General features: G+C 41.8%; 17 protein-coding genes. 10 read left to right on the top strand and 7 right to left on the bottom strand.

Annotated features, from left to right (window positions below):
* Positions 1-131: 131 nt before the first annotated feature.
* The 3 genes from RM049_RS30195 to RM049_RS30185 all read right to left on the bottom strand — a co-directional run bounded on the left by RM049_RS30195 (position 132) and on the right by RM049_RS30185 (position 4,322).
* Positions 132-1,904, bottom strand: a complete 1,773-nt coding sequence (locus tag RM049_RS30195; RefSeq protein WP_322669677.1) for a ribonuclease J — start codon at positions 1,902-1,904, stop codon at positions 132-134.
* 277 nt (positions 1,905-2,181) lie between these two features.
* Entirely contained in the window at positions 2,182-3,066 is an 885-nt protein-coding gene (gene dapA / locus RM049_RS30190; protein ID WP_322706787.1) for a 4-hydroxy-tetrahydrodipicolinate synthase, read from the bottom strand.
* A gap of 218 nt (positions 3,067-3,284) precedes the next feature.
* A complete protein-coding gene (locus RM049_RS30185; protein ID WP_322706786.1) occupies positions 3,285-4,322 on the bottom strand; it encodes an aspartate-semialdehyde dehydrogenase in 1,038 nt (345 codons plus the stop codon).
* An 873-nt stretch (positions 4,323-5,195) separates the two neighbouring features.
* On the opposite strand from RM049_RS30185, the gene tig reads away from it, so the two are divergent.
* From tig to RM049_RS30165, 4 genes are all read left to right on the top strand, one after another.
* Positions 5,196-6,635, top strand: a complete 1,440-nt coding sequence (tig, locus tag RM049_RS30180; protein ID WP_322706785.1) for a trigger factor — start codon at positions 5,196-5,198, stop codon at positions 6,633-6,635.
* 344 nt (positions 6,636-6,979) lie between these two features.
* Positions 6,980-7,678: an ATP-dependent Clp endopeptidase proteolytic subunit ClpP gene (gene clpP, locus RM049_RS30175; protein WP_104905916.1), complete on the top strand. Its 699-nt coding sequence runs from the start codon at positions 6,980-6,982 to the stop codon at positions 7,676-7,678.
* A 9-nt stretch (positions 7,679-7,687) separates the two neighbouring features.
* Positions 7,688-9,028: an ATP-dependent protease ATP-binding subunit ClpX gene (clpX, locus tag RM049_RS30170; RefSeq protein ID WP_322669673.1), complete on the top strand. Its 1,341-nt coding sequence runs from the start codon at positions 7,688-7,690 to the stop codon at positions 9,026-9,028.
* Between the two features lie 97 nt (positions 9,029-9,125).
* Complete coding sequence (locus RM049_RS30165) at positions 9,126-10,046, top strand: alpha/beta hydrolase (RefSeq protein WP_322706784.1); 921 nt, start codon at positions 9,126-9,128, stop codon at positions 10,044-10,046.
* A gap of 14 nt (positions 10,047-10,060) precedes the next feature.
* On the opposite strand, the gene RM049_RS30160 is transcribed toward RM049_RS30165, so the two are convergent.
* Positions 10,061-11,260 carry an FAD-dependent monooxygenase gene (locus RM049_RS30160; RefSeq protein WP_322706810.1) on the bottom strand — a complete coding sequence of 400 codons (1,200 nt, stop codon included), beginning with the start codon at positions 11,258-11,260 and terminating at the stop codon, positions 10,061-10,063.
* A gap of 54 nt (positions 11,261-11,314) precedes the next feature.
* Positions 11,315-12,298: a GntR family transcriptional regulator gene (locus RM049_RS30155; RefSeq protein ID WP_322677438.1), complete on the bottom strand. Its 984-nt coding sequence runs from the start codon at positions 12,296-12,298 to the stop codon at positions 11,315-11,317.
* Between the two features lie 285 nt (positions 12,299-12,583).
* On the opposite strand from RM049_RS30155, the gene RM049_RS30150 reads away from it, so the two are divergent.
* The 3 genes from RM049_RS30150 to RM049_RS30140 all read left to right on the top strand — a co-directional run bounded on the left by RM049_RS30150 (position 12,584) and on the right by RM049_RS30140 (position 16,004).
* Positions 12,584-13,324, top strand: a complete 741-nt coding sequence (locus RM049_RS30150) for a dienelactone hydrolase family protein (RefSeq protein WP_322706783.1) — start codon at positions 12,584-12,586, stop codon at positions 13,322-13,324.
* Between the two features lie 127 nt (positions 13,325-13,451).
* The gene (locus RM049_RS30145) at positions 13,452-14,354 is read left to right on the top strand and encodes a S1 RNA-binding domain-containing protein (RefSeq protein ID WP_322684873.1); all 903 of its coding nucleotides are present in this window, start codon (positions 13,452-13,454) and stop codon (positions 14,352-14,354) included.
* 561 nt (positions 14,355-14,915) lie between these two features.
* On the top strand, positions 14,916-16,004 hold the full coding sequence (locus tag RM049_RS30140; RefSeq protein ID WP_322706782.1) for a fatty acid desaturase family protein: 1,089 nt from the start codon (positions 14,916-14,918) through the stop codon (positions 16,002-16,004).
* A gap of 619 nt (positions 16,005-16,623) precedes the next feature.
* Here the strand turns inward: RM049_RS30140 and RM049_RS30135 are convergent.
* Complete coding sequence (locus tag RM049_RS30135; protein ID WP_322668337.1) at positions 16,624-16,812, bottom strand: hypothetical protein; 189 nt, start codon at positions 16,810-16,812, stop codon at positions 16,624-16,626.
* A 128-nt stretch (positions 16,813-16,940) separates the two neighbouring features.
* On the opposite strand from RM049_RS30135, the gene RM049_RS30130 reads away from it, so the two are divergent.
* The 3 genes from RM049_RS30130 to RM049_RS30120 all read left to right on the top strand — a co-directional run bounded on the left by RM049_RS30130 (position 16,941) and on the right by RM049_RS30120 (position 19,914).
* Complete coding sequence (locus RM049_RS30130) at positions 16,941-17,318, top strand: hypothetical protein (RefSeq protein ID WP_322669668.1); 378 nt, start codon at positions 16,941-16,943, stop codon at positions 17,316-17,318.
* A 148-nt stretch (positions 17,319-17,466) separates the two neighbouring features.
* A complete protein-coding gene (locus RM049_RS30125) occupies positions 17,467-18,342 on the top strand; it encodes an SDR family oxidoreductase (RefSeq protein WP_322706781.1) in 876 nt (291 codons plus the stop codon).
* 63 nt (positions 18,343-18,405) lie between these two features.
* A complete protein-coding gene (locus RM049_RS30120) occupies positions 18,406-19,914 on the top strand; it encodes an HlyD family efflux transporter periplasmic adaptor subunit (RefSeq protein WP_322700015.1) in 1,509 nt (502 codons plus the stop codon).
* Between the two features lie 273 nt (positions 19,915-20,187).
* On the opposite strand, the gene RM049_RS30115 is transcribed toward RM049_RS30120, so the two are convergent.
* The gene (locus RM049_RS30115; RefSeq protein WP_322706780.1) at positions 20,188-21,822 is read right to left on the bottom strand and encodes a S8 family peptidase; all 1,635 of its coding nucleotides are present in this window, start codon (positions 21,820-21,822) and stop codon (positions 20,188-20,190) included.
* Positions 21,823-22,307: the final 485 nt, after the last annotated feature.

The raw sequence follows: 22,307 nt of genomic DNA, 5'->3' as shown, positions 1-22,307 counted from the left end.
AATAACTATAGGCAAATACAAACCGCTCGGCTTCTGTACCCATGATAAGAGACTATATCTTACATAAAAGCGCAAAGACGTTCAGAAAAAATCTTCGTCTCTGCGCTTCTACATTAAATTGCGATCTTAGCCTACGATGCTACCTGAGCAGCAGTTCGAGTCCGCCGTCTTCTCCCATCAGCAACTTTCACAGGTGGCTCATCAGGGATTTGCATCAATAAAGTCACAGATGGTTGACATTGCAATTCCCGACGGATGGAACGTTGCAATTCTCGTTCTAAAGTACCTTGCAATCCACCCCAGTCTATATCTGCTGCTTCACCTTGCTCAGGAGCAAATTCTGTCCAGCGCACCGTGAGGATTTCTTCAATGCGTTGTTTTACCCAGGTTTGCAGGAGCGATCGCTCTACACTTGTCACTACACCTCGGAGGTGAGTTTCTGGTTTTGCTAACAGTTTACCATTCCAATCAATGGCAGCTGCGATCGTGATGATGCCTTCTGAAGCCATGCGTTGCCGTTCTTGCAGCACTTTCGCACTTACCATACCCGAACTAGTAGTATCCACCAGTTCTATACCAGATGGCACTTTCCCAGCGACGCAAATGGCATCTTCTGTCAATTCGACAATATCACCATTCTGAATGATAATCGTGTTTTCTGCGGGAATGCCCATACTCTGAGCCGTTTCTGCGTGCTTCACTAGCATCCGATGTTCGCCGTGAAATGGCACAAAGAATTTCGGTCGAGTTAAGGCAATCATCAGTTTTTGTTCTTCCTGACAGCCATGACCGGAGACGTGAATTCCTTTATCCCGTCCATAGACCACTTTCGCACCTTGAATCATTAATTTATCAATGGTGTTGACTACAGCGATCGTATTTCCGGGAATTGGGTTAGCAGAGAATACTACCGTATCTCCTTCGCGGATTTTAATGTGAGGATGTTCTTTGTTAGCAATGCGGGTCATGGCTGCCATCAATTCACCCTGAGAACCTGTAGTTAAAATCAGCACTCTTTCATCGGGTAGGTTGCGGACAGCGTGCAATGGTTGCAACAGATTATCTTCACACTTGATGTAACCTAAATTGCGGGCATGAGCAATCAAGTTCAGCATGGAACGCCCGACAACTGTCACTACACGATTCTGCTTCTTGGCAATATCCAAAATCATGTTGATGCGATGGACGCTAGAAGCAAAGGTCGTGACAAATAATCGCCCAGGTGCTTGACTAAATACTCTCTCCAGATTGGGATAAACTGAACGTTCTGAAGGTGTAAATCCTGGCACTTCTGAGTTAGTGGAATCACTTAGCAAACAAAGAACGCCTTTTTCTCCATGTTCTGCTAGGCGTTGCAAGTCAAACTTTTCACCATCCACTGGGGTGTGATCGATTTTAAAATCCCCTGTGTGAATAACTACACCCAGGGGAGTATGAATGGCAACTGTGAAACTATCAGCGATGGAGTGAGTATTACGGATATATTCAACTAAAAAGTTTTTGCCAATCCGCACCACATCACGTGGTAGAACTGTTCTGATTTCTGTGCGATCGCGGACTCCTGCTTCTTCTAATTTACCCTCTAGCATTGCCATTGCTAATCTGGGGCCATAGATCACCGGAATATCAAATTGCTTGAGATGAAAAGCAATCCCGCCGATATGGTCTTCATGACCGTGAGTCACGATCATCCCTTTAATTTTGTGCCGATTTTCCCGCAGATAGGTCATATCTGGTAAAACAATATTGACTCCATGCATCATTTCTGTGGGAAAAGCTAATCCTGCATCTAACAGGATAATTTCATCGTCATACTCGAAAAGACAGGTATTTTTACCAATTTCATGCAAACCGCCCAAAGGAATAATTTTCAAGGCGGAATTATTAGCTTCGTTTTTAGCCATTTTCTCCTTAGATTGTTACTTTTGATTAATTAAGTTGATAGTTAACTTTCCTTGTATTTCAGACAACATCTGTCTTTTAAGCCAGTCCCAAAGCAATCAAGTTTTAATTGAAGATTTCAATTTTTTATTCAATAAAATCAACTGTAAAACTCAAGGATTCATAGTATATCTATCAGTCCTAGCACAGGTTTTTAAATGCAACTTATGAACAATTACGATCGTTGTGTATATGTATCTTTGGCAAGGAGGAGACTATCAACATTTAAATAGCTGGTGGTTAAATTAAACTAAGTTCTTCCAGAATCGCTTCTAACTTTTGACTTACTTCTAAATCAGCTTCACATAGCGGCGGACGAGTTGAACCAACCTCCCAACCTTGAAGTTGGAGTGCTTTTTTCACTGGAATGGGATTTGAAGTAAGAAATAAAGCTTTAAACAACGGAAATAATTGGAGATGAATGTCGCTTGCTACCTCAACTTTTCCCGCCCTAAAAGCTTGAATCATCTGCTGTAGTTGGTTTCCTACCAGATGAGAAGCCACACTTACCACACCCTTTGCCCCGATCGCTAACAAGGGCAAAGTCATGTAATCATCACCAGAATAGATGTGGAATTCTTTTGGTGTCAAGCGACGAATAACGCTAGCCTGATCTATATTACCAGTGGATTCTTTAATCCCGACAATATTGTTAACCTCAGCTAACCGGGCAACTGTTTCTGGCTGAAGGTTTTGTCCGGTACGACCTGGGACATTATATAACAACAACGGTAAGTCGGGACAGGCTTGTGCTATTGCCTTAAAGTGCGCTTCCAATCCCGCTTGCGGCGGTTTGTTGTAATAAGGAACAACTTGTAAGGAACCATGTACTCCTATTTTAGACGCTTTTTGGGTGGCTGCGATCGCTTCTTTGGTGGAATTCGATCCACAACCTGCGATTACCTTGGCTTTTCCGGCCACGGACTGCAATACCTCGACAAACAACTGGTATTCCTCATCCCAACTTAGTGTCGGGGATTCTCCGGTTGTGCCGCACATCACCAATGTATCTGTACCGTTGTTAGCTAGATGCGCCGCCAGTTCTGCCGCTACATCATAGTTGACACTACCATCTGCTTTAAATGGCGTAATCATAGCGGTTAAAACATTGCCAAAATCTCCCACCCTTTTTTCACTCCTGATTACCCATGTTTTTATATCTTGGTGGTTCTCTATTGTAATAACCTATCTGCAAATTGCTTTCAAGTGTCATTAGTCATTTGTTATTTGTCCTTTGTCATTTGTCATTTTACTAATTACCAATGACTAATACTTCTCTACGATAGGCTGCGCCCGAAGCGTAGCTATGCCGCAGGCTTTACGACTACGCTCAGTACAAGTGACTAATGACTAATAGCTAATGGTTTAAGTAGATTTTTATCTACTAACAATTCGGCTATTTGTACTGCATTCAATGCTGCACCTTTGCGAATTTGGTCGCCACATAACCATAATTCCAAGCCACAAGGATGAGAAATATCCTGGCGAATTCTTCCCACTAAAACTTCATCTCGACCGGTTGCTTCTATTGGCATCGGAAAATGATTCGTTCCCCAATCTTCTACCAATTTTACTCCCGGGGAGGAATTTAAAATTTCTTTGGCTTCCTTCGCACTAAAAGGAGTCTCAAATTCTAAATTAATGGCTTCTGAGTGAGCGCGGAGTACGGGAACCCGTATACAGGTTGCAGTGATTCTGATTTGCTGCGTACCAAATATTTTTCGGGTTTCGTTGACCATTTTCATTTCTTCCTCACAGTAACCCAAATCGTTTAATGGGGAGTTATGCGGGAATAAATTAAATGCCAATGGATAAGGCAATATTTCGGCAATCGCTGGCTGTCCTTGTAGTATAGCGCTTGTTTGGGTTTTAACTTCTGCCATTGCCCTAGCCCCAGCACCACTAGCAGATTGGTAGGTTGCAGCGACGATGCGTTGCACTGGTTTAACTTTATGCAATGGCCAGACTGCCACAGACATTAAAATTGTTGTGCAGTTGGGGTTAGCAATAATGCCTTGGTGATGCGCCGCGGCTTGGGGATTCACCTCTGGTACTACTAAGGGAACTTCCGGGTTCATCCGAAAAGCACTGGAGTTGTCAATTACCACTGCGCCCTTTTCCACAGCAACTGCTGACCAAGTTTTGGATGTGGAACCGCCTGCACTAGCTAGTACTATATCGACATTTTCAAAGGCGCGATCGCTCACTGCCTCTATTGGTATATTTTCACCTTTAAACCGCAGCGATCGCCCCGCACTCCGCTCTGATGCCAATAACTTCAAGTCAGCAACCGGAAAATTACGACTTTCTAATAATTCCAGCAACTCTGTGCCTACTGCACCAGTAGCTCCTAAAATAGCTAAACGATAGGATTTCGACAAACTTGCTTCCTCCTTATAAGAGACTTAATTTGCAATTTCTTGGAACAATGGACAATTTAGTTATATTTAAATAGCGATCGCAGTCTGGAAATACATTTTAAATAGGTTTAAATTTTTCTTTCATTTAATATATCTTTATATATTTAATACATTTTTTTATAATGTTGCATTTTAAAATAACGCCGATTTTTTCATCAATAACTATAACTATATATTATACAATAAACCGCTATTTATCAGAAAAAGGGAGATATCTGCATTTAGGGGTTTAATAAGCATCCTTCCTGTAAAGAAACAAATGTATTGGCTACAAACTTGTTTACCAAAGATGATGAATATACTACGAGCTAAATGCAAAAAGCCAGCACAACACAAAACTGAGCTATGTGGTTAAGTGACAGATGCACTCTTGTACCACACATAACTTAATAATAGCTAGATAATAGCTAGACTCAATACTATAACTTTAATTTGAGGTACTAACCACTCTTTGAGACCAGGATATCACGGCGTTAGCCCACTGAATAATTAATTCCCAAGTTTTAGAGTGAGTTGGGGGTGAAGAAGGGAATAGCGTATTAGGTTACAGGGTAGAGGTGACAGGGTAAGGGTTACAGATTATTTCCCTATCACCTCCCCCTTAATATCAATGCCCCATTAACCAAATTGTTATGAAAGTAAAATATCAAGTCCTTGATAATTGGCAGTAAACTGGATCTTTGCCCCAAGACAAACATCCATCCTTGGATGTCACAAGACCTTTTGGCAAACTTCCATTGCCCTAAGAGACATCAAGCTATAAACGCAAACAATTATTTTATTGCGTTTTGTGTGTACTCGGAGTATAAAATACCAGAAAACTAGAGACGAAGCATGAAAGTTACCCAGGAAAAACTTCCCGCCAGCCAAATTGGCCTGGAAATAGAGATTACGCCGGAAATTACCAAGCAAACTTACGAACAGGTCATTAAAAACTTAGCGAGTACTGCCAATATTCCTGGGTTTCGTAAAGGCAAGGTGCCTCGGCCGATATTACTACAACGGCTGGGTACAACTCGAATCAAGGCAGCGGCGCTGGAAGAACTAATTCAAGATGGCATTGAGCAAGCAGTCAAACAAGAAGCCATCCCAGCAATCGGTCAGCCGCAATTGCGCTCCTCTTTTGAGGATTTGATTAATAATTATGAACCGGGAAAACCCTTGACGATTTCGGCTGCTGTGGATGTAGAACCAGAAGTGAATCTAGTGCAGTACACTGATTTGCAAGCCAAGGCCGAAGAAGTCAAGTTCGATCCAGAGCAAGTGGAGAACACGCTGGATAAGGAACGTCAAGAATTGGCGACATTGATTCCTGTAGAAGGACGTGCAGCTCAAATCGGCGATATTGCTGTAGTCGATTTTAAAGGTTCATTCGCCAGAGTTGAGGGCGAAGACGAAACAGGTGAACTAGAACCGATTCCCGGAGCCGAAGCAACTGATTTTCAAGTTGAGTTGCAGGAAGATAAGTTTATTCCAGGCTTTATTTCGGGAATAGTGGGGATGAATCCTGAAGAAACGAAAGAAATTGCGGCACAGTTCCCAGATCCTTATGCTAATGAAGATTTAGCTGGAAAAGCAGCAACTTTCACCGTGACGCTCAAAGAACTGAAAGAAAAGGAACTACCAGAAGTAAATGACGATTTCGCCCAGGAAATCAGCGATTTTGAAACCTTAGAGGAGTTACGCGCTTCTTTGGTAGAGCGATATCAAAAAGAGGCGGACGACAAAACAAAAACCAATAAGCAGGAAGCCTTGTTAACGGAACTGCTCAAGCAGGTAGAAGTTGACTTACCAGCAACCTTGATTGAGCAAGAAGTGGATGCAATGCTAACGCAAACAGCAATCCGGCTGTCTCAGCAGGGATTGGATGTGAGAAAGCTGTTTACTCAAGATATTATTCCGCAATTGCGGGAGCGATCGCGTACTGAAGCAATTGAACGCATCAAACGCTCTTTATCCTTACGAGAAATCGGCAAACGCGAATCTATCGAGGTAACACCAGAAGAAATCGCAGCCAGAGTCACAGAACTTTTGGAACAGTACTCGGAGGAACAGGACGTTGATGAAGATAAACTGCGCTCAATCGTGGAAAACGAACTGTTAACCGAAAAAATCATCGATTGGCTCTTAGAACACTCATCAGTTGAACTTGTACCGGAAGGTTCATTGAGTACTGCGGAGGAAACGGAAGACGCAGAATCAGATGCTGATGCTGATGCACCTCAGACTGAGGAAGAAAACACCGAAGCTTCTACAGAAGTTACAGAAGGATAATAAAAAATCCCACAACCATGAGTTCACCAGTTCTGAGTTAAAGTACTGGTGAAATGGGTAAGCTAAGGGAGATGAGGGAGCAGAGAGCAGGGGAAAATAACCAATACCCAATGCCCAATGCCCCATGCCCCATGACTCAGGGATGAAGTCAAAATAATTAAAGAATTAATGAATTTTCGGCAAATAGTGACACTTGTTATCACTTGAGCTTGATACTGTGTTACACGAGAGGAAATTATATGAGGCATAATGGTTAACACGTAGCTTATAAAAATTCCATTCGTTGAAAAGGCAGCATCCGCTGCTGAAAAATTTGTCCTAAATAATCGTCAAAGAAAGCTTGTATGCTTGAATCGCAGTCGGGAAATTCCCCAATCAGCAACTTAAGTCGAATAAACATTAACTCCCAGTTAAGCAGCCCTAGCAACATCGTGCCGATGGTGATAGAGCAATCTGGCATGGGAGAAAGAGCTTTCGACATCTACTCCCGCCTGCTGCGAGAGCGGATTATCTTTTTAGGAACGCCAATAGACGATGCCGTAGCCAACTCAATTGTGGCTCAGTTGTTATTCCTAGACGCCGAAGACTCAGAAAAAGACATCCAACTGTATGTTAATTCTCCTGGCGGCTCCGTCTACGCAGGGATGGCAATCTATGATACAATACAGCAAATTCGCCCTGATGTTGTTACCATCTGTTTTGGATTAGCCGCGAGCATGGGGGCATTTTTGTTGACAGCAGGGGCTGCCGGTAAGCGAATGTCTCTGCCCGACTCCCGGATTATGATTCACCAACCACTTGGTGGCGCTCAAGGTCAAGCCATTGACATTGAAATTCAAGCCAGAGAAATTCTTTACGTTAAGGCTAAGTTGAATCAGCTAATGGCTCACCATACTGGTCAACCCTTAGAAAGAATAGAAGCAGATACTGAGCGCGACTTTTTTATGTCGGCAGAAGAGGCAAAAAACTACGGTTTGATCGATCAAGTCATTTCCAGGCAAAATCTTCCCGTAGCAGGGGAAAACGTCACCATTCTGAAATAAGAGGCTGGTATGGTTAAGTACGACTCCCATTTAAAATGTTCATTTTGTGGCAAGTCTCAAGAGCAGGTGCGTAAGTTAATCGCAGGGCCGGGAGTCTACATCTGCGATGAATGCGTTGACTTGTGTAATGAAATACTAGACGAGGAGTTGCTCGATACCAGTGGTGCGGCAGCACAACCAGCACCAAGAGCAGAACCACCTGAAAAACGGCGTACCCACTCTGCTAGTATTTCGTTTAATCAAATACCCAAGCCAAGAGAGATTAAAAAGTATCTAGACGAACACGTTATTGGTCAAGACGAAGCGAAGAAAGTGCTGTCAGTCGCTGTTTACAATCACTACAAGCGGCTGGCGGTGATTCAGTCTAAGGCCAGTGGCAAACCTGGGGCGGATGATGCCATAGAACTGCAAAAGTCCAACATATTGTTAATCGGCCCGACTGGTTGCGGCAAAACTCTCTTAGCCCAAACCCTAGCGAAAATCCTGGATGTACCCTTTGCCGTAGCCGATGCGACGACGCTGACGGAAGCTGGGTATGTGGGAGAAGATGTGGAAAATATCTTGCTGCGACTGTTACAGGTGGCAGATTTGGATATAGAGGAAGCGCAACGGGGAATTATTTACATTGACGAAATTGACAAAATTGCTCGTAAGAGCGAGAACACGTCAATTACCCGCGATGTTTCTGGCGAAGGCGTGCAGCAAGCCTTGCTGAAAATGTTAGAGGGAACGATCGCTAATGTACCACCCCAAGGAGGCCGCAAGCATCCTTATCAAGACTGCATCCAGATTGATACAAGTAATATTTTGTTCGTCTGTGGTGGTGCCTTCGTTGGCTTAGAAAAAATTGTAGATCAGAGAGTTGGCAAAAAAGCAATCGGCTTTGTGCAACCGGGAGAAGGTCAATCGAAGGAAAAACGAGCAGCAGACACGCTTCGCCATCTAGAACCGGATGATTTAGTAAAATTTGGCCTGATTCCAGAATTTATTGGGCGGATGCCAATGGTAGCAGTAGTAGATCCGCTAGATGAAGAAGCACTGATGGCGATTCTTACTCAACCACGCAGCGCGCTAGTGAAGCAGTACCAAAAACTGCTGAAGATGGATAATGTCCAGCTAGATTTTAAAGCAGATGCTTTGCGAGCGATCGCTCAAGAAGCTTACCGCCGTAAAACTGGTGCGAGAGCATTACGTGGTATTGTTGAAGAATTAATGCTGGATGTAATGTATGAGTTACCATCCCGTAAGGATGTGACACGCTGTACAGTAACACGGGAGATGGTCGAGAAGCGATCGACTGCGGAACTGATAATACATCCGTCTTCACTACCGAAGCCAGAATCAGCTTAATAGTCATTAGTGATTGGTCATTAGTCATTGGTCAAAAAATAAGGAATAATAACCATATACCAGGGACTAATGACAACTGACAAAGGACAAATGACTAATGCCTTATATTAATGTTCGTGGCGTTGAGCATTACTACGAATGGGTGAAAAAACCATCCGGTTCTTTGGTAAAACCAGTGATGGTTTTCATTCACGGTTGGGCTGGTTCGGCTAGATATTGGCAAAATACTGCTGATGCTTTATCAGAGCAATTTGATTGTTTACTCTACGATATGCGGGGATTTGGCCGTTCTGGTGGGAAGCCAACCATAGCCGAAGCAAGTGAAGCTGTTGCCGAATCGGAATCCCCCCAGGAAGAATCAGAGGCAATTAAAGAGTTAACCTATGAATTAGAGGAATACGCTGATGATTTGGCAGCTTTGTTAGATGGGTTGCATCTCCAGCGTGTCTATATCAATGCTCATTCGATGGGCGCTTCTGTTGCCACTTTATTTTTTAACCGCTATCCCGAACGAGTAGAACGAGGAATTTTAACTTGTAGCGGCATTTTTGAGTACGACGAAAAATCTTTTAGTGCTTTTCATAAATTTGGTGGTTATGTAGTGAAATTTCGTCCCAAATGGTTAAGCAAAATTCCATTTGTTGACCGAATGTTTATGGCCAGATTTCTGCATAGTTCCATACCACATTCTGAGCGGCAAGCTTTTTTGGAAGATTTTCTCGAAGCAGATTACGATGCGGCTTTAGGAACAATTTTTACTTCAGTCAGTAAAGCTCAATCTGAAGTGATGCCGCAAGAGTTTGCCAAGCTAACAGTGCCGACTCTGCTTGTAGCAGGGGAGTATGACAAAATTATTCCAGCCGAGATGGGGCGTCAAGCCGCTGCATTGAATGACAAAGTTAAATTTGTGATGATTCGTAACACAGCGCATTTCCCAATGTTGGAAGATGCGCCAACTTATATGCAACAGGTACAAGAGTTTTTGCAAATTAACACCCCACAACCACAAGTAGGATAATTAAGAACGGTTTTTTAGACAGTTAAGTGTACCTGTGTGATACCTTGACGCATTTTATATTGTCGCTTTAACCAAGACTTTTTAACTATTTTACGGAGCAAGGGAGCAAGTTGAATCAACAGCGATCGCACCAGTGCATTTTTTCGCAGTAGTTCGCCTTGTTTAGCTTCTTCTAACTGGAGTTGCTGGGCGCGGATAATTTCTGGCTGACGTTCTGCTTGGATGTGCAATAGTGCCATGTCAATATCCTGGTGTCCAGCTTCTTTTTGCAAAAGTGGCACAAGATGATTAGCAGCGACAATCACATCACGGAATGCGAGATTAATTCCTTGGGCACGGACGGGAGACATTGGGTGTGCAGCGTCACCTAGAAGCAGTACCCCTGGTGCGTGCCATTGTGGACAATAACCAACCACAACAGAAAGCCGAATGGGAGATTCGATGGTGTCTGCATGATTACGGAAATGTTCTGCTAGCCATGAGGGTGATAGTGAGGCAAAAATCTCTGCCCAGTTGGCTTGCTTGGAGTCAGTGTTTTCGGTTGCTGACATTACCCAAGCCAGATGTAGTTTTCCTGATTCTGCTCCGTGAAAGATGGTAAATACGCGATCGCCATTTACAATTGTACGAAACACATTATCGGTTGCAAACTCAGGACTGGCGGCAAGTTTAAACCAGAGAATATCAATATTTTTGGGCTGACGTACCAATTCTAATCCTATACGTTGGCGCACAAGAGAATTTCGACCATCTGCCCCAATCACTAAGTCAGCAGTAAATTCTCTCCCATCGCTCAGTACTACACCTGCGACACGTTGGTTACTCCACAGTAAATCTTTGACAGGAACACCTTGGATAAATTCAAATCCATCATTGGTTTGAGCTGACGAAATCAGTGCTTTGAGCAGTGGTGGTTGTGAAACCAGTGTACAGGGTTGGGTTGCTCCCATTGGTTCCTCAACTCGAAACAACTGCTTGTCTCCGATAATGAATTCCCACGCGTCGAGTTGCTGATGGGGAATATGTTCCAACAAGGCTGATATACCCATTTGCTCTAAAGCTTCTAAGCCACTGGGCATTAATCCTTCACCGCGAAATACACGATGAAAGTCTTTTGCTGCTTCAATTAAGGTTACAGTAATACCACGTTTTACAAGAAGCAGGGCAAGGGTTACACCTGTTGGGCCTGCACCCACAATCACAATCTGCACTATCCCATCCCTCCTGTATCAGCTGCTCTCAAAGATGTTGGCTAAATTATCTTGAAATTAACTTAAACCCAGTTCTCGTTTTAGCAAGTTAATCGAGTTAGCGCCGATATAATTTTCAACCTTAATCAGCTTTGGTGGACGAATAATATCTTCATCAGAGGCTTGCACTGCTGCTTGTACTGCCGCAAAACTAGCTTGGTCGCTGATGATGACTTCAGCCCGTTTAACCATTGCCTGAAGTTTGTAAGCATCTTTTGGTTGCGAAGTCATTACCAGTAGTTCATCGCCCCGCAAACCGTGGAGGATGACTTCTGCGGCTCGTGCAATCCCGGAACTGAGGCTAACTATCCCAACACAGTTTTCTTTTGGTAGGGTTTTCAAGAGGCTGAGTTCTTTGCTGTAGTCGTAGATATCGAGAGGAATTACTCGTGCGGCTTTTGGAGCTGCGATCGCTTCCACATTACTGATAAAATACCGACTGGTGACTACTGTGGCAGAGGTAGTTTTATCTAGCACAGCTGTTAATTCTTCCATTGCTACCAATTGCACTGGAATTTTTAGCGATCGCTCTAATTCATAGACCATCAACTCACCAGCACCCATGTCATAAGATGGCACTGCAACCAATACCCGCGCACTACAACGCAAGCGCCAGTCGATTTCCGCTAAAAATAGCTCTCTAGCTTGATTGAGCGTACATCCTTGAGAGAGCAGTTCGTCAAGTGCTTGCTGAACAACTTGATATGCATCAGGATTTTGTTTGAGAATTGGTGATTGCAGCCTACTACCGCCCTCATGACCTTGGGCGCGAACATAAATACCCGAACCAGCCATACTTTCAACAAATCCGTCTTCTTCTAGTTGACGGTAAACCTTACTTATGGTATTGCGATGTAATCCCGTTTGCATTGCCAGCGCCCGTGTGCTTGGTAATTTGTAGGCTGGGGGATATTGTCGAGAAGCGATCGCAAATCGGATTTGATTAAACAGCTGGGTTGATGCGGGAATTTCGCTGTCTGGCTGAATACGGAATTGAATCATCACCAAACCTCCTGAATACTAAGTGCTGAGTGCTGAGTCTTGAGTGCTGAGGTTTGAGTCTTAGGTGTTGCTTTCCTACTCAGCACTTTTAACTCAGCATCCCCGGATAACTAGTTGATTTATTACATACAAGATTAGTTATTTACATATAAATTTTTTCTAAACTCAATTTCTAATGCTCTCACTACTGGGAACTGATAATTTAATTAGAAAAAAGCTGAGCATACTGGCATAGTTATATCAAATAAACACACGGTTAATCACACAGCACTGGTAAAAATTATTATGACAGAGCAAGCAACAATTACCACAACGGTTAATCTTTTGCAAGATAATATTCAAGTGTCTGCTTATCTAGCAGAACCAAAAGAACCTGGCTCTTACCCAGGAGTTGTAGTATTACAGGAAATTTTTGGTATCAACGCTCACATTCGGGAAGTTACAGAACGGATTGCCCAACTTGGGTATGTAGCGATCGCACCTGCACTTTTTCAACGGATTGCTCCTGGCTTTGAAACCGGATATACACCCGAAGATATTGAAACGGGCAGAAGCTACGCCATGCAAACTCAAGCCTCAGAGTTATTGAGCGATATTCAACTAGCAATTGACTACCTCAAAAATCTGCCTCAAGTAAAAAAAGATGGTTTTGGCTGTATTGGCTTCTGCTTTGGCGGTCATGTCGCATATCTTGCAGCCACCTTGCCAGATATTAAAGCTACGGCTTCCTTCTACGGTGCTGGAATTACCACCCGCACGCCGGGAGGTGGCGCTCCTACTGTCACTCGCACCAGAGAAATTCCAGGCACTCTCTATGCCTTTTTTGGCATAGAAGATACTAGCATCCCAACCGAACAAGTAGATGAGATTGCAGCAGAGTTAGAAAAATATAAAATTCCTCATCATGTGTTTCGCTACGATGGAGCTGATCACGGATTTTTCTGCGACCACCGTGCCAGTTATAATCCTAAAGCTGCGACCGATGCTTGGGAGCAAGTAAAACAACTCTTTGGTCAACTAAACTGAAGCATACGCACCCAAGTTCGTCATTGGTCATTGGTCATTGGTGAATACAAAGGACAAATGACAAATGACAAATGACAATTTAAACTTCAGTTGCACCATATCAAATAAAAACTAATCTTCAAAAGTCATGAATTCCGAATCGAAACTTTCTCAAACAGCCAATTCGCCCTTTACAATGGACGATTTTGCCAAAGCACTAGAAAAACACGACTACCAATTTCAAAAGGGACAGCTTGTAAATGGCAAAGTGTTCCAACTCGATCATGATGGAGCTTATGTTGATATTGGTGGCAAGTCGTCAGCTTTTCTGCCACGCGATGAGGCTTCTTTGAGAGCAGTTACCGATTTATCGGAAGTGCTGCCATTGCAAGAGGAAATGCAGTTTTTGATTATCCGAGATCAGGATGCAGAAGGGCAAGTCACCCTTTCTCGAAAGCAGTTGGAAATTCAGCACATCTGGGAACGACTGGCCGAAATGCAGGAAAATGCTCAGACTGTGCAAGTACGAGTTATGGGTGTGAATAAAGGTGGTGTAACCGTTGATATTCTTTCTTTGCGGGGATTTATCCCGCGATCGCACTTGGCAGAGCGTGATAATTTAGATGCACTCAAAGGTCAAAATCTGACCGTGGGCTTTTTGGAAATTAATAAAAACACCAACAAACTCATTCTTTCCCAGCGTTTAGCAACTCGTTCTAGCAACTTCAGCTTATTAGAACTAGGTCAACTGGTGGAAGGTAAAGTTACTGGCATCAAACCTTTTGGTGTATTTGTCGATTTAAGTGGGATGAGCGCCCTACTTCATATCAAGCAAGTAAGCCAGAAATTTATTGATTCTTTAGAAAAAGTATTTCAAGTTGGTCAGCCAATTAAAGCTGTAATTATTGACTTGGATGAAGGTAAAGGCCGGGTTGCTCTTTCTACCAGAGTTTTGGAAAACTTCCCTGGCGAAGTGCTAGAAAATTTCGATGAGGTGATGGCTTCAGCTGAGGCGCGTGCTAATAGAGCTAATAACAAAGCGTCTGAATAGTTTTGAGATGGGCTGCTTGCACAAAGTATAAATAGTGCAATTGCACCTACCGTATATGGGATTAATGGGTGAATGCTGCCCAAAAATTAATCAAAAATTCAAATTGTGGGTTATTTTATTACTCCCCCCGCATCTATAAAGATGTGGGGGGATTGAAATTGGGAAAACTTTTAACAAACTTACGTTTTTTTAGTACTTTTTCAAGCTAATATATAGGGTTTTTAGTAAGTATTTTATTGATGAGAAAATAAAGACTAAAGCTATTACTAAAAAAACATTACCTATTAAGAGAAACTTGACATCCTAATAGCCTATAGCTAGTAATATGGTTAAAACAATAATTTTAGTTAGCTTTAGATAACTTTCACTTTTAACCACATAAATTATTCTGAGTAAAACGTGTAGGCAATGCCAAAATTATGCAAGAGGTCTACCGCAGAAATATTTTGTGTTAGGATTTAAATACTTACCTACTTGTGAATTTAATTATTCCAGTTGAAAAATGCTTACGATTTACTGCAAAAATTTACCCAGTGAAATTATCTAACTGAAAAATTATTTATGAATGTTAGTACAGATCGGACACTTATTCATCAGAAAATATATGCGAAAGAATTACGTTCCTTGATGCCACCTGAAGCATTTATTCCCGATCCCAGTAAGTTAATTATCTTGTTCATTAATCTGGCAATTTTAATACTAGGTTGGATGATAGCGGCGCGGTTAGATTCTTGGTCGCCATACCTTTTGTGGCTTTATGTACCTTTAAGCCTAATTATGGGTAATAGCGTGGTTGTCTTACTATTTAGCACCCACGATTTGATGCATGGTAGCGTAATTAAAAACCCCCGATTAATCTATATAATTAGTTTTATAGGACTAACAATGTTGTGGATGCCGCCAACATTATGGAAAGCAGTTCATAATCGAGTACATCATAATCACACTAACGATTTAGGCGACCCAGATCGTAATTACTTATATGAACAATCTTCAACCTGGGGAAAATGGATTCAGGACTTATTTGTACCTTCGACTGAAGTCAATCCTATATGGTTCATAGTGGGAATGACTTCTGCTTGGGGAGTACATACTTTTCGCAATCTGACATCCGTGCTGTTTTTCAATCATAAATCTGTCGATTATGTTCCTGCTGCATTTACAGTCAGTCCGAAAGATCGTCGAGCGATCGCAGGGGAATTATTGATGATGATCGTGATTCATCTGAGTATCCTCATCTATCTCCAATTTGACCCCATAAAGCTCATACTTGGTTACTTTTTGCCGATTGCAATTGGTTATGCTGGAGTAATTTTTTATATTTATACAAATCATTTACTTTGTCCGATGACTAGCGTTAACGATCCACTAATTAATAGTATGTCTCTCCGGGTTTACAAAATATTTGACTTGTTGCATTTCAATTTTTCTCATCACACTGAGCATCATATTTTTCCAGGAATGAACTCGGACTATTATGTGATGGTTAGGGATTTGTTAGAAACTCAATATTCTGAAAAGTTTAATTTATTGGATGCTGGAGAAGCTTGGCATTTGCTGCTGAAAACTCCCCGGCATTATAGAGATGAAAATACTCTTACAGATTGGTCAGGAGAAAAGTCTGTCCCCTGCCCTACAAGCGACAATTAAAAAGCTGACTTTTCATGCTATCTAGAAAATCTCTCTCCTTTCAGGAGAGAGACTTTGAATTTTCCACCTTAATCCCCTCTTTACAAGGGGGAAAACTGGAAAATCTAGTTCCCTCCCCAATACATACGGGGAAGGTTAGGGTGGGGTAAAAAACGTTGATACACCAATTATGACTTTTCAAACATCCTCTTAACAGCTTTTGGCTATGGGCGGGCAAGATGCCCACTCCACAAGAAGTAGTTGAGTATTTTTTATTTGGGAGTCCCTAAAGTCAAATTTAATAAGCAAAATGACATTTGACTTACTCAAAAGCTGTGTTTGCTTACTCAAAAGCTGCTTTTACTTTCTAATTTCGGTGTTTTCCGCAAGTAAAATGAGCTTTTACTTTCTCAAACCCCAGTTTGTTTTCTCATTTTGGTGTTTTCCGCAAGCAAAATCAGCTTTTACTTTCTCAAACTCCAGTTTGTTTTCTCATTTTGGTGTTTTCCGCAAGCAAAATGAGCTTTTACTTTCTCAAATCCTAGTTTGTTTTCTCATTTTGGTGTTTTCCGCAAACAATCAAGCATATTGCTGACTTATTCCAGTAATTCACACATTCGTGACAACTATCTCTTTGAAATTACTTCTGTTTATCTTTATCTAATGCTTCCTGGATTGCACGACGGCAAAATTCTGGAGGATCATCCTTTGTAGATAGTTCTTCCTTCATAGTCTTGGTAATGCGTAGGTTAATCCTTTCTGTTAATGATTCTTCTCTATTTGATTTAATTGGTTGTAAATTTTGTGGATTCCCTTTAGGATTAGGCATTATTGAGAAATATAAATAAGGCTTGATTTACTTGGTGCCAAAACAATAGATTGTTTTTTGGTAGTTGCGACAACTTGCCGGAAGTACAACCACCAATATCCAATTTCAAAAATGGACACTACTATTTTATGTTCACGCGTTCCGAACTTGAAATCAAGACTATTAAAGAATTACGTGACTTGTGTCGTAGATACGGCATCAAACCAACTGGGAATGCAGGATACAAAACCTCCTACATCGTAACTCTGATGGCATTTCCACTTTTAGCGCTGCAACAAATGAAGCAAGGTAAAGGGTTAAAATTCCCTAACTTTAACGCTATCCAGGTAATCAGTTCTGCTATAGATGAGATGAATTCACCCACAGATGAGCAAGCAGCACTAATTCGGATAACTTTAGAGGGCAGGAAAATGAGCTATCCTGACCGATACGACCAGGAAAACCTGCTAAATTTGCACAAGGCTAAGATGTCGCTTGAACAAGCTATTGACTTGTTGAGCCAGTAAAACTAATCCTATTATTCTATCCCCTGCATCTACAAGGATGTGGGGGATCATTTTTAGAGTATTAAAATAAATAAGGTGTGACTATATATCGAGATATCGAGAATTTTGACAATTATAAACGCTGTAACTATTCAATTTAGGTATTTGTATGTTTCTGGTAACTGGAGCAACGGGAGGCATTGGTCGCAGAGTTGTGCGACTTCTACGACAACGAGAACAGTCTGTGCGGGCATTTGTCCGCCTTACCTCGCGCTACAGCGAGTTAGAACATCGGGGTGCAGAAATCTTCATTGGTGACTTGCTAGAGGAAAAAGATATCCAGAAAGCGAGTCAGGATGTGCGGTATATTATCAGCGCCCACGGTTCTGATAGCGATGCCCTATCTTTAGATTACCGCGCCAATATTGAACTCATCGACCAAGCGAAAGCCAATGGCGTAGAGCATTTTGTCTTCATTTCTGTACTGGGAGCCGATCGCGGTTATGAAGATGCTCCTGTTTTTAAAGCTAAACGAGCAGTAGAGCGATATTTGGCAGCTAGTGGCTTAAATTACACTATTTTGCGCCCAGCTGGATTAGCATCTAACTTGCTGCCACTAGTAGAACGATTTCGGGAAACGGGATTGTATCTGCTGGTTGGCGATCGCAAAAACCGTACCTCAATTGTCAGTACTGATGATTTGGCAAGGATAGTAGTGGATTCTGTGACAGTTGAAGGCGCTCGCAACCAGATTTTACCCGTTGGAGGGCCAGAGATTTTATTACGAGAAGATATTCCCCGGATTTTTGGTCGGATTTTCGCCAAAGAACCAGTAATAATTAACTCACCCCTATTTCTGATTGATGGGTTACAGAGTGCATTAGGTTTATTTAATCCCCAAACCCAAAAAGCTTTGGGAACTTTTCGTACATTGCTAGCAAATGAATTTTTCTGTACAAAAGATGAAATTGCCAATTTAGAGACGATTTTTAACTTCCAATTAGAGACATTAGACAGTTTTTTGCGGCGCTATTTAGCAGTTTGAATAGTCATTAGTCATTAGTCATTGGTCATTCGTGAATAATCAAGGACAAATGACAAATGACAAATGACAAATGACAAAGGACAAAAATATATGGTAAATGCTGCTCAAGCACGTCAAACAAAAGAGCGATTCGCTAAACCGGAGGAACAACTTACTTATGAATTAGGGAAGGCCGTACAGGAATTGCCACCCCTGTACACTAGATTATTAGCGGGAACGATGAGTGCCATTGTATTTGGAGCGATCGCCTGGGCGTACTTCTCGCAAATAGATGAAGTAGCAACAGCACCGGGGGAATTAATTGCTTCTACACAGGTAAGACCGGTGACATCTTTGGGTGGAGGGTCAATTGTCGCTGTTAAAGTACAAGAAGGCGATCGCGTTACTAAAGGTCAAGTTTTGATTCAAAAAGATCCAGACTTGCAAGTAACCGATGTTTCCCGCCTAGCTAAATCTACCAGATTGATTCAAGACGATTTACAACGTTTGGATGCAGAACGCACTGGAGCTAAAACTACTGGGACGAAACTGCAAGATGAACTTTTAAGTTCCCGCCTGCAAGACTACCAAGCGCGTCAAGCAGCAGCAGAAGCAGAAGCAAATCGTCAAATAGCACTCATCGATCAAGCTAAAGTCCGCTTGAGCAGATTGCAAGATAACTTAGTTAATGCTAAAAGCAGCTTTGCGAATGCTCAAACCAACCTTGTGAATGCAGATAGTATCCGAATTAAAATTGAAAGTAATTTAGCCCTTGCTCAAGAAAGGGAAAAAAGCCTACGCACTCTAATTACTCCTGGCGCTGTGCCTCGTGTCGATTACCTGGATGCCCAAGAAAGATTAACTCGTGCAAAGACAGAAATCACTAGATCGCAAGATGAAGTGATCAACGCTCAGAATAGAATCACAGAGGCTCAAGATAAAGTCACATCATTAGAAAAAGATATTGCTGCTCAAGTCCAGGAAATTCGCCAAGCACAACAAGCTTACAACGCTGCACGCAGTCAGGCGCAGCGTGTAGCATCAGAACGCCAAAGCGAAATTTTGACGCAGTATAATAAGCGTAAAGAAGAACTGACAACTGTACAAGGTCAATTAGAGCAGGCGAGGAAGCAACAAGCTTTAGAAACGATTGAGGCTCCCGTAGCCGGTACAATTTATAAAGTCAAAGCCACCAAGGGGCCAGTACAATCGGGTGAAGAATTGCTGTCAATTTTGCCGGAAGGCGAAGAAATGCTTCTAGAGGTGAAAGTTCTCAACCGTGATATTGGGTTTATTCGTCAAGGAATGAAGGCAAAAGTGAAAATGGCAACTTTTCCCTTCCAAGAATTTGGCATTGTGGATGGCGAAGTTATGCAAGTCAGTCCAAATGCAATTGCTGATAAAGAATTGGGTTTAGTTTTTCCGACGAGAATTAAGCTAAATAAACACGCGGTAAATGTTCGAGGTCAAGAAGTAGAATTTACACCAGGGATGGCTGCTACAGGTGAAATTGTCACTCGGAAAAAGTCAATTTTGACATTCATTACTGAGCCTGTGACACGGCGATTCAGCGAGGCATTTTCTGTTAGGTAGGAAAGTCTGTTAGATTAGCCACAAGTAAGGGTTTAGCATTGTTCATTGGTGTCAACTTAAGCTGAAACTCCTTTAAAACCTCGTTTCCAGCCTCTGGCTGGAAATGCACTTCAATTGGGCTGCTGCCGCCAGCAAGAGAGGCGGAGCCTCTAGGACGGCATTCCCAGTCGGAGACTGGGAACGAGACACGGGCAGTATTGAACTTAACTGCAAATTGCTATAATTTTCAAGCTATACCCAAAAATTTTATTTTCTATACCGATCTATTTGTTTTTACATTCCCTCTAGTAGTTTGACAAAATCTGGATTATTCTCATCCTGATTGCTATTCACATTGATGCTACCCAGAATCTTCTCATAGCTTTGAAATTGCGACCATAATTCTGGATTTGTTGATATGTTATTACCTTCGGCTGATATCAGATATTTTGTGGTTTCTGTAATTGCTTGACCAATTACAGGGTTAAAATCAGAATTATTCCAACTATTGATATTTTCTGGTGTTAGATATCTTGTGGATTCTGTAATTCCCTGACCGATTAGAGAACCAAAATTGGAATTATTAAAACTATTGATATTTTCTGGGGTTAGATATCTTGTGGTTTCTGTAATTCCCTGACCAATTAGAGAGCCAAAATTGTAACTATTAAAACTAGAGTTTGTCGTTTGTGTGTTATTTCCTGCGCTTTCTGCAATCACCCGACTCGCTAGAGAACTGACATTAGAAATTTTAAAACTAGAGCTTGTAGTTTGCGTACTATTTTCTGCGGTTTCTGTGACAATCTGACGTACTTGGGCATCAGTCAGGTTAGAGTTAGCACTAAGCATCAGGGCAACGATACCAGCAACGTGGGGAGCAGCCATAGATGTGCCGCTATAAGTTGCATATTGATTATTCGGAACTGATGAATAAACCTTGACTCCTGGAGCTGTGACGTAAGCGATTGGATTTGTTCCAGAGCGGTTAGAGAAGTCAGCCAAATTATTATTCTTATCTACTGCCCCAACGGCAATTCCCGACTTGGATGCATAGCGGGCGGGATAGTCTGGTGATGAGTCACCATCATTACCTGCTGCCATGACGACAATCACTCCTTTACTGCTGGCGTAGTTAATGGCTGACTCTAAAGTGCGATTGGAAGATCCGCCTCCTAAACTCAGGTTAATCACATTAGCTCCATTATCTACAGCGTAGCGAATACCTTTAGATATGGAACTATAGGAACCAGAGCCAGAGCTATCTAAAGCTTTGACAGGCATAATCTTGGCATCGTAGGCAATACCAGTGACACCGTAGTTATTATTTTCTCCTGCGATCGTGCCGGAAACATGAGTACCATGACCGTTATCATCTAAGGTGTTGTTATTTTGATCGGCGAAGTTCCAGCCATAATTATCATCAATATAGCCATTTCCATCATCATCTATACCGTTACCTGCAATTTCCTTGCTATTCGTCCAGATATTATTTTTTAAATCTTCGTGGTTGTAGTCAACTCCAGTATCTACAACAGCGACAACAACGCCTTTACCTGTATATCCATGTGCCCAAACTTCCGGTGCTTTAACTAGGTCTGCTCCCCAATTATTGCCACCGAGATCGGGAACATCAGCAAAGGTATTTTGGCCAATAGCTCTAGCCACTGCTGCTGCTCCATTAATCAAGCCATAACCATTAGTGGAGTTATAATTTTGAGTGTTAAAAGCATTATTAGTAGGGTTATTGCTATTTTTCGATTCATCGTTATTTCGCAACTGCACATCAGCATCGGCTGAGTTATAGCTACTACGTCTGCTGAAGTTGAGGCTGTATTCATCTTTTGTATTAAAGCTATCTAATGAGGAGATTGAAGTGGTATTTAGCTGTTTATTTGACAATATATTGTTATTAACATCATCAATGTGCATAAATTTTTTCTCAAAGATAGCAACCGTTTTTTGACAGTTTGAAGCTTTGAAACCTTGACAATTAAAAGATTTCAATGTGTGAATAAACTTCATTCTCAATAATTACTATGGAATCTAATAACAAAATGCTAATTTTATTACCAAAAAAAATTATGATAATTACGGTTTTTATTAAGAGTAACTTTGTCGAGTAAATCTTAAATATTTGAGGTGTATTAATGGAGACTAAAGTAAAAATGATAATAGGATGCTATGACTCCTTTTGTTACTCTTAAAACTGCTGCGATCGCTAGCTATAAAAGTTATTTACACCACACAGACTGGAGCATCAACAAAATAAAAATAACGAATGGAGTTATGCTCCATTCGCCAAAGGCTATGCTTAAGCCGCTTTGCAAAGGTTTCTTTTTATGTAGCTACAAGCTTTGAGTTACTGGAGTTTAGACTAAAAGCAGGCGATCGTTAACAAAAGAGTGTACGTGTCG

The sequence above is a fragment of the Nostoc sp. DedQUE04 genome (assembly GCF_034530995.1).
In the GTDB taxonomy this organism is placed as follows: domain Bacteria; phylum Cyanobacteriota; class Cyanobacteriia; order Cyanobacteriales; family Nostocaceae; genus Nostoc.
The sequence above is the reverse complement of the archived record's forward strand: the minus strand, read 5'-3'. Positions and strand labels throughout refer to the sequence as shown.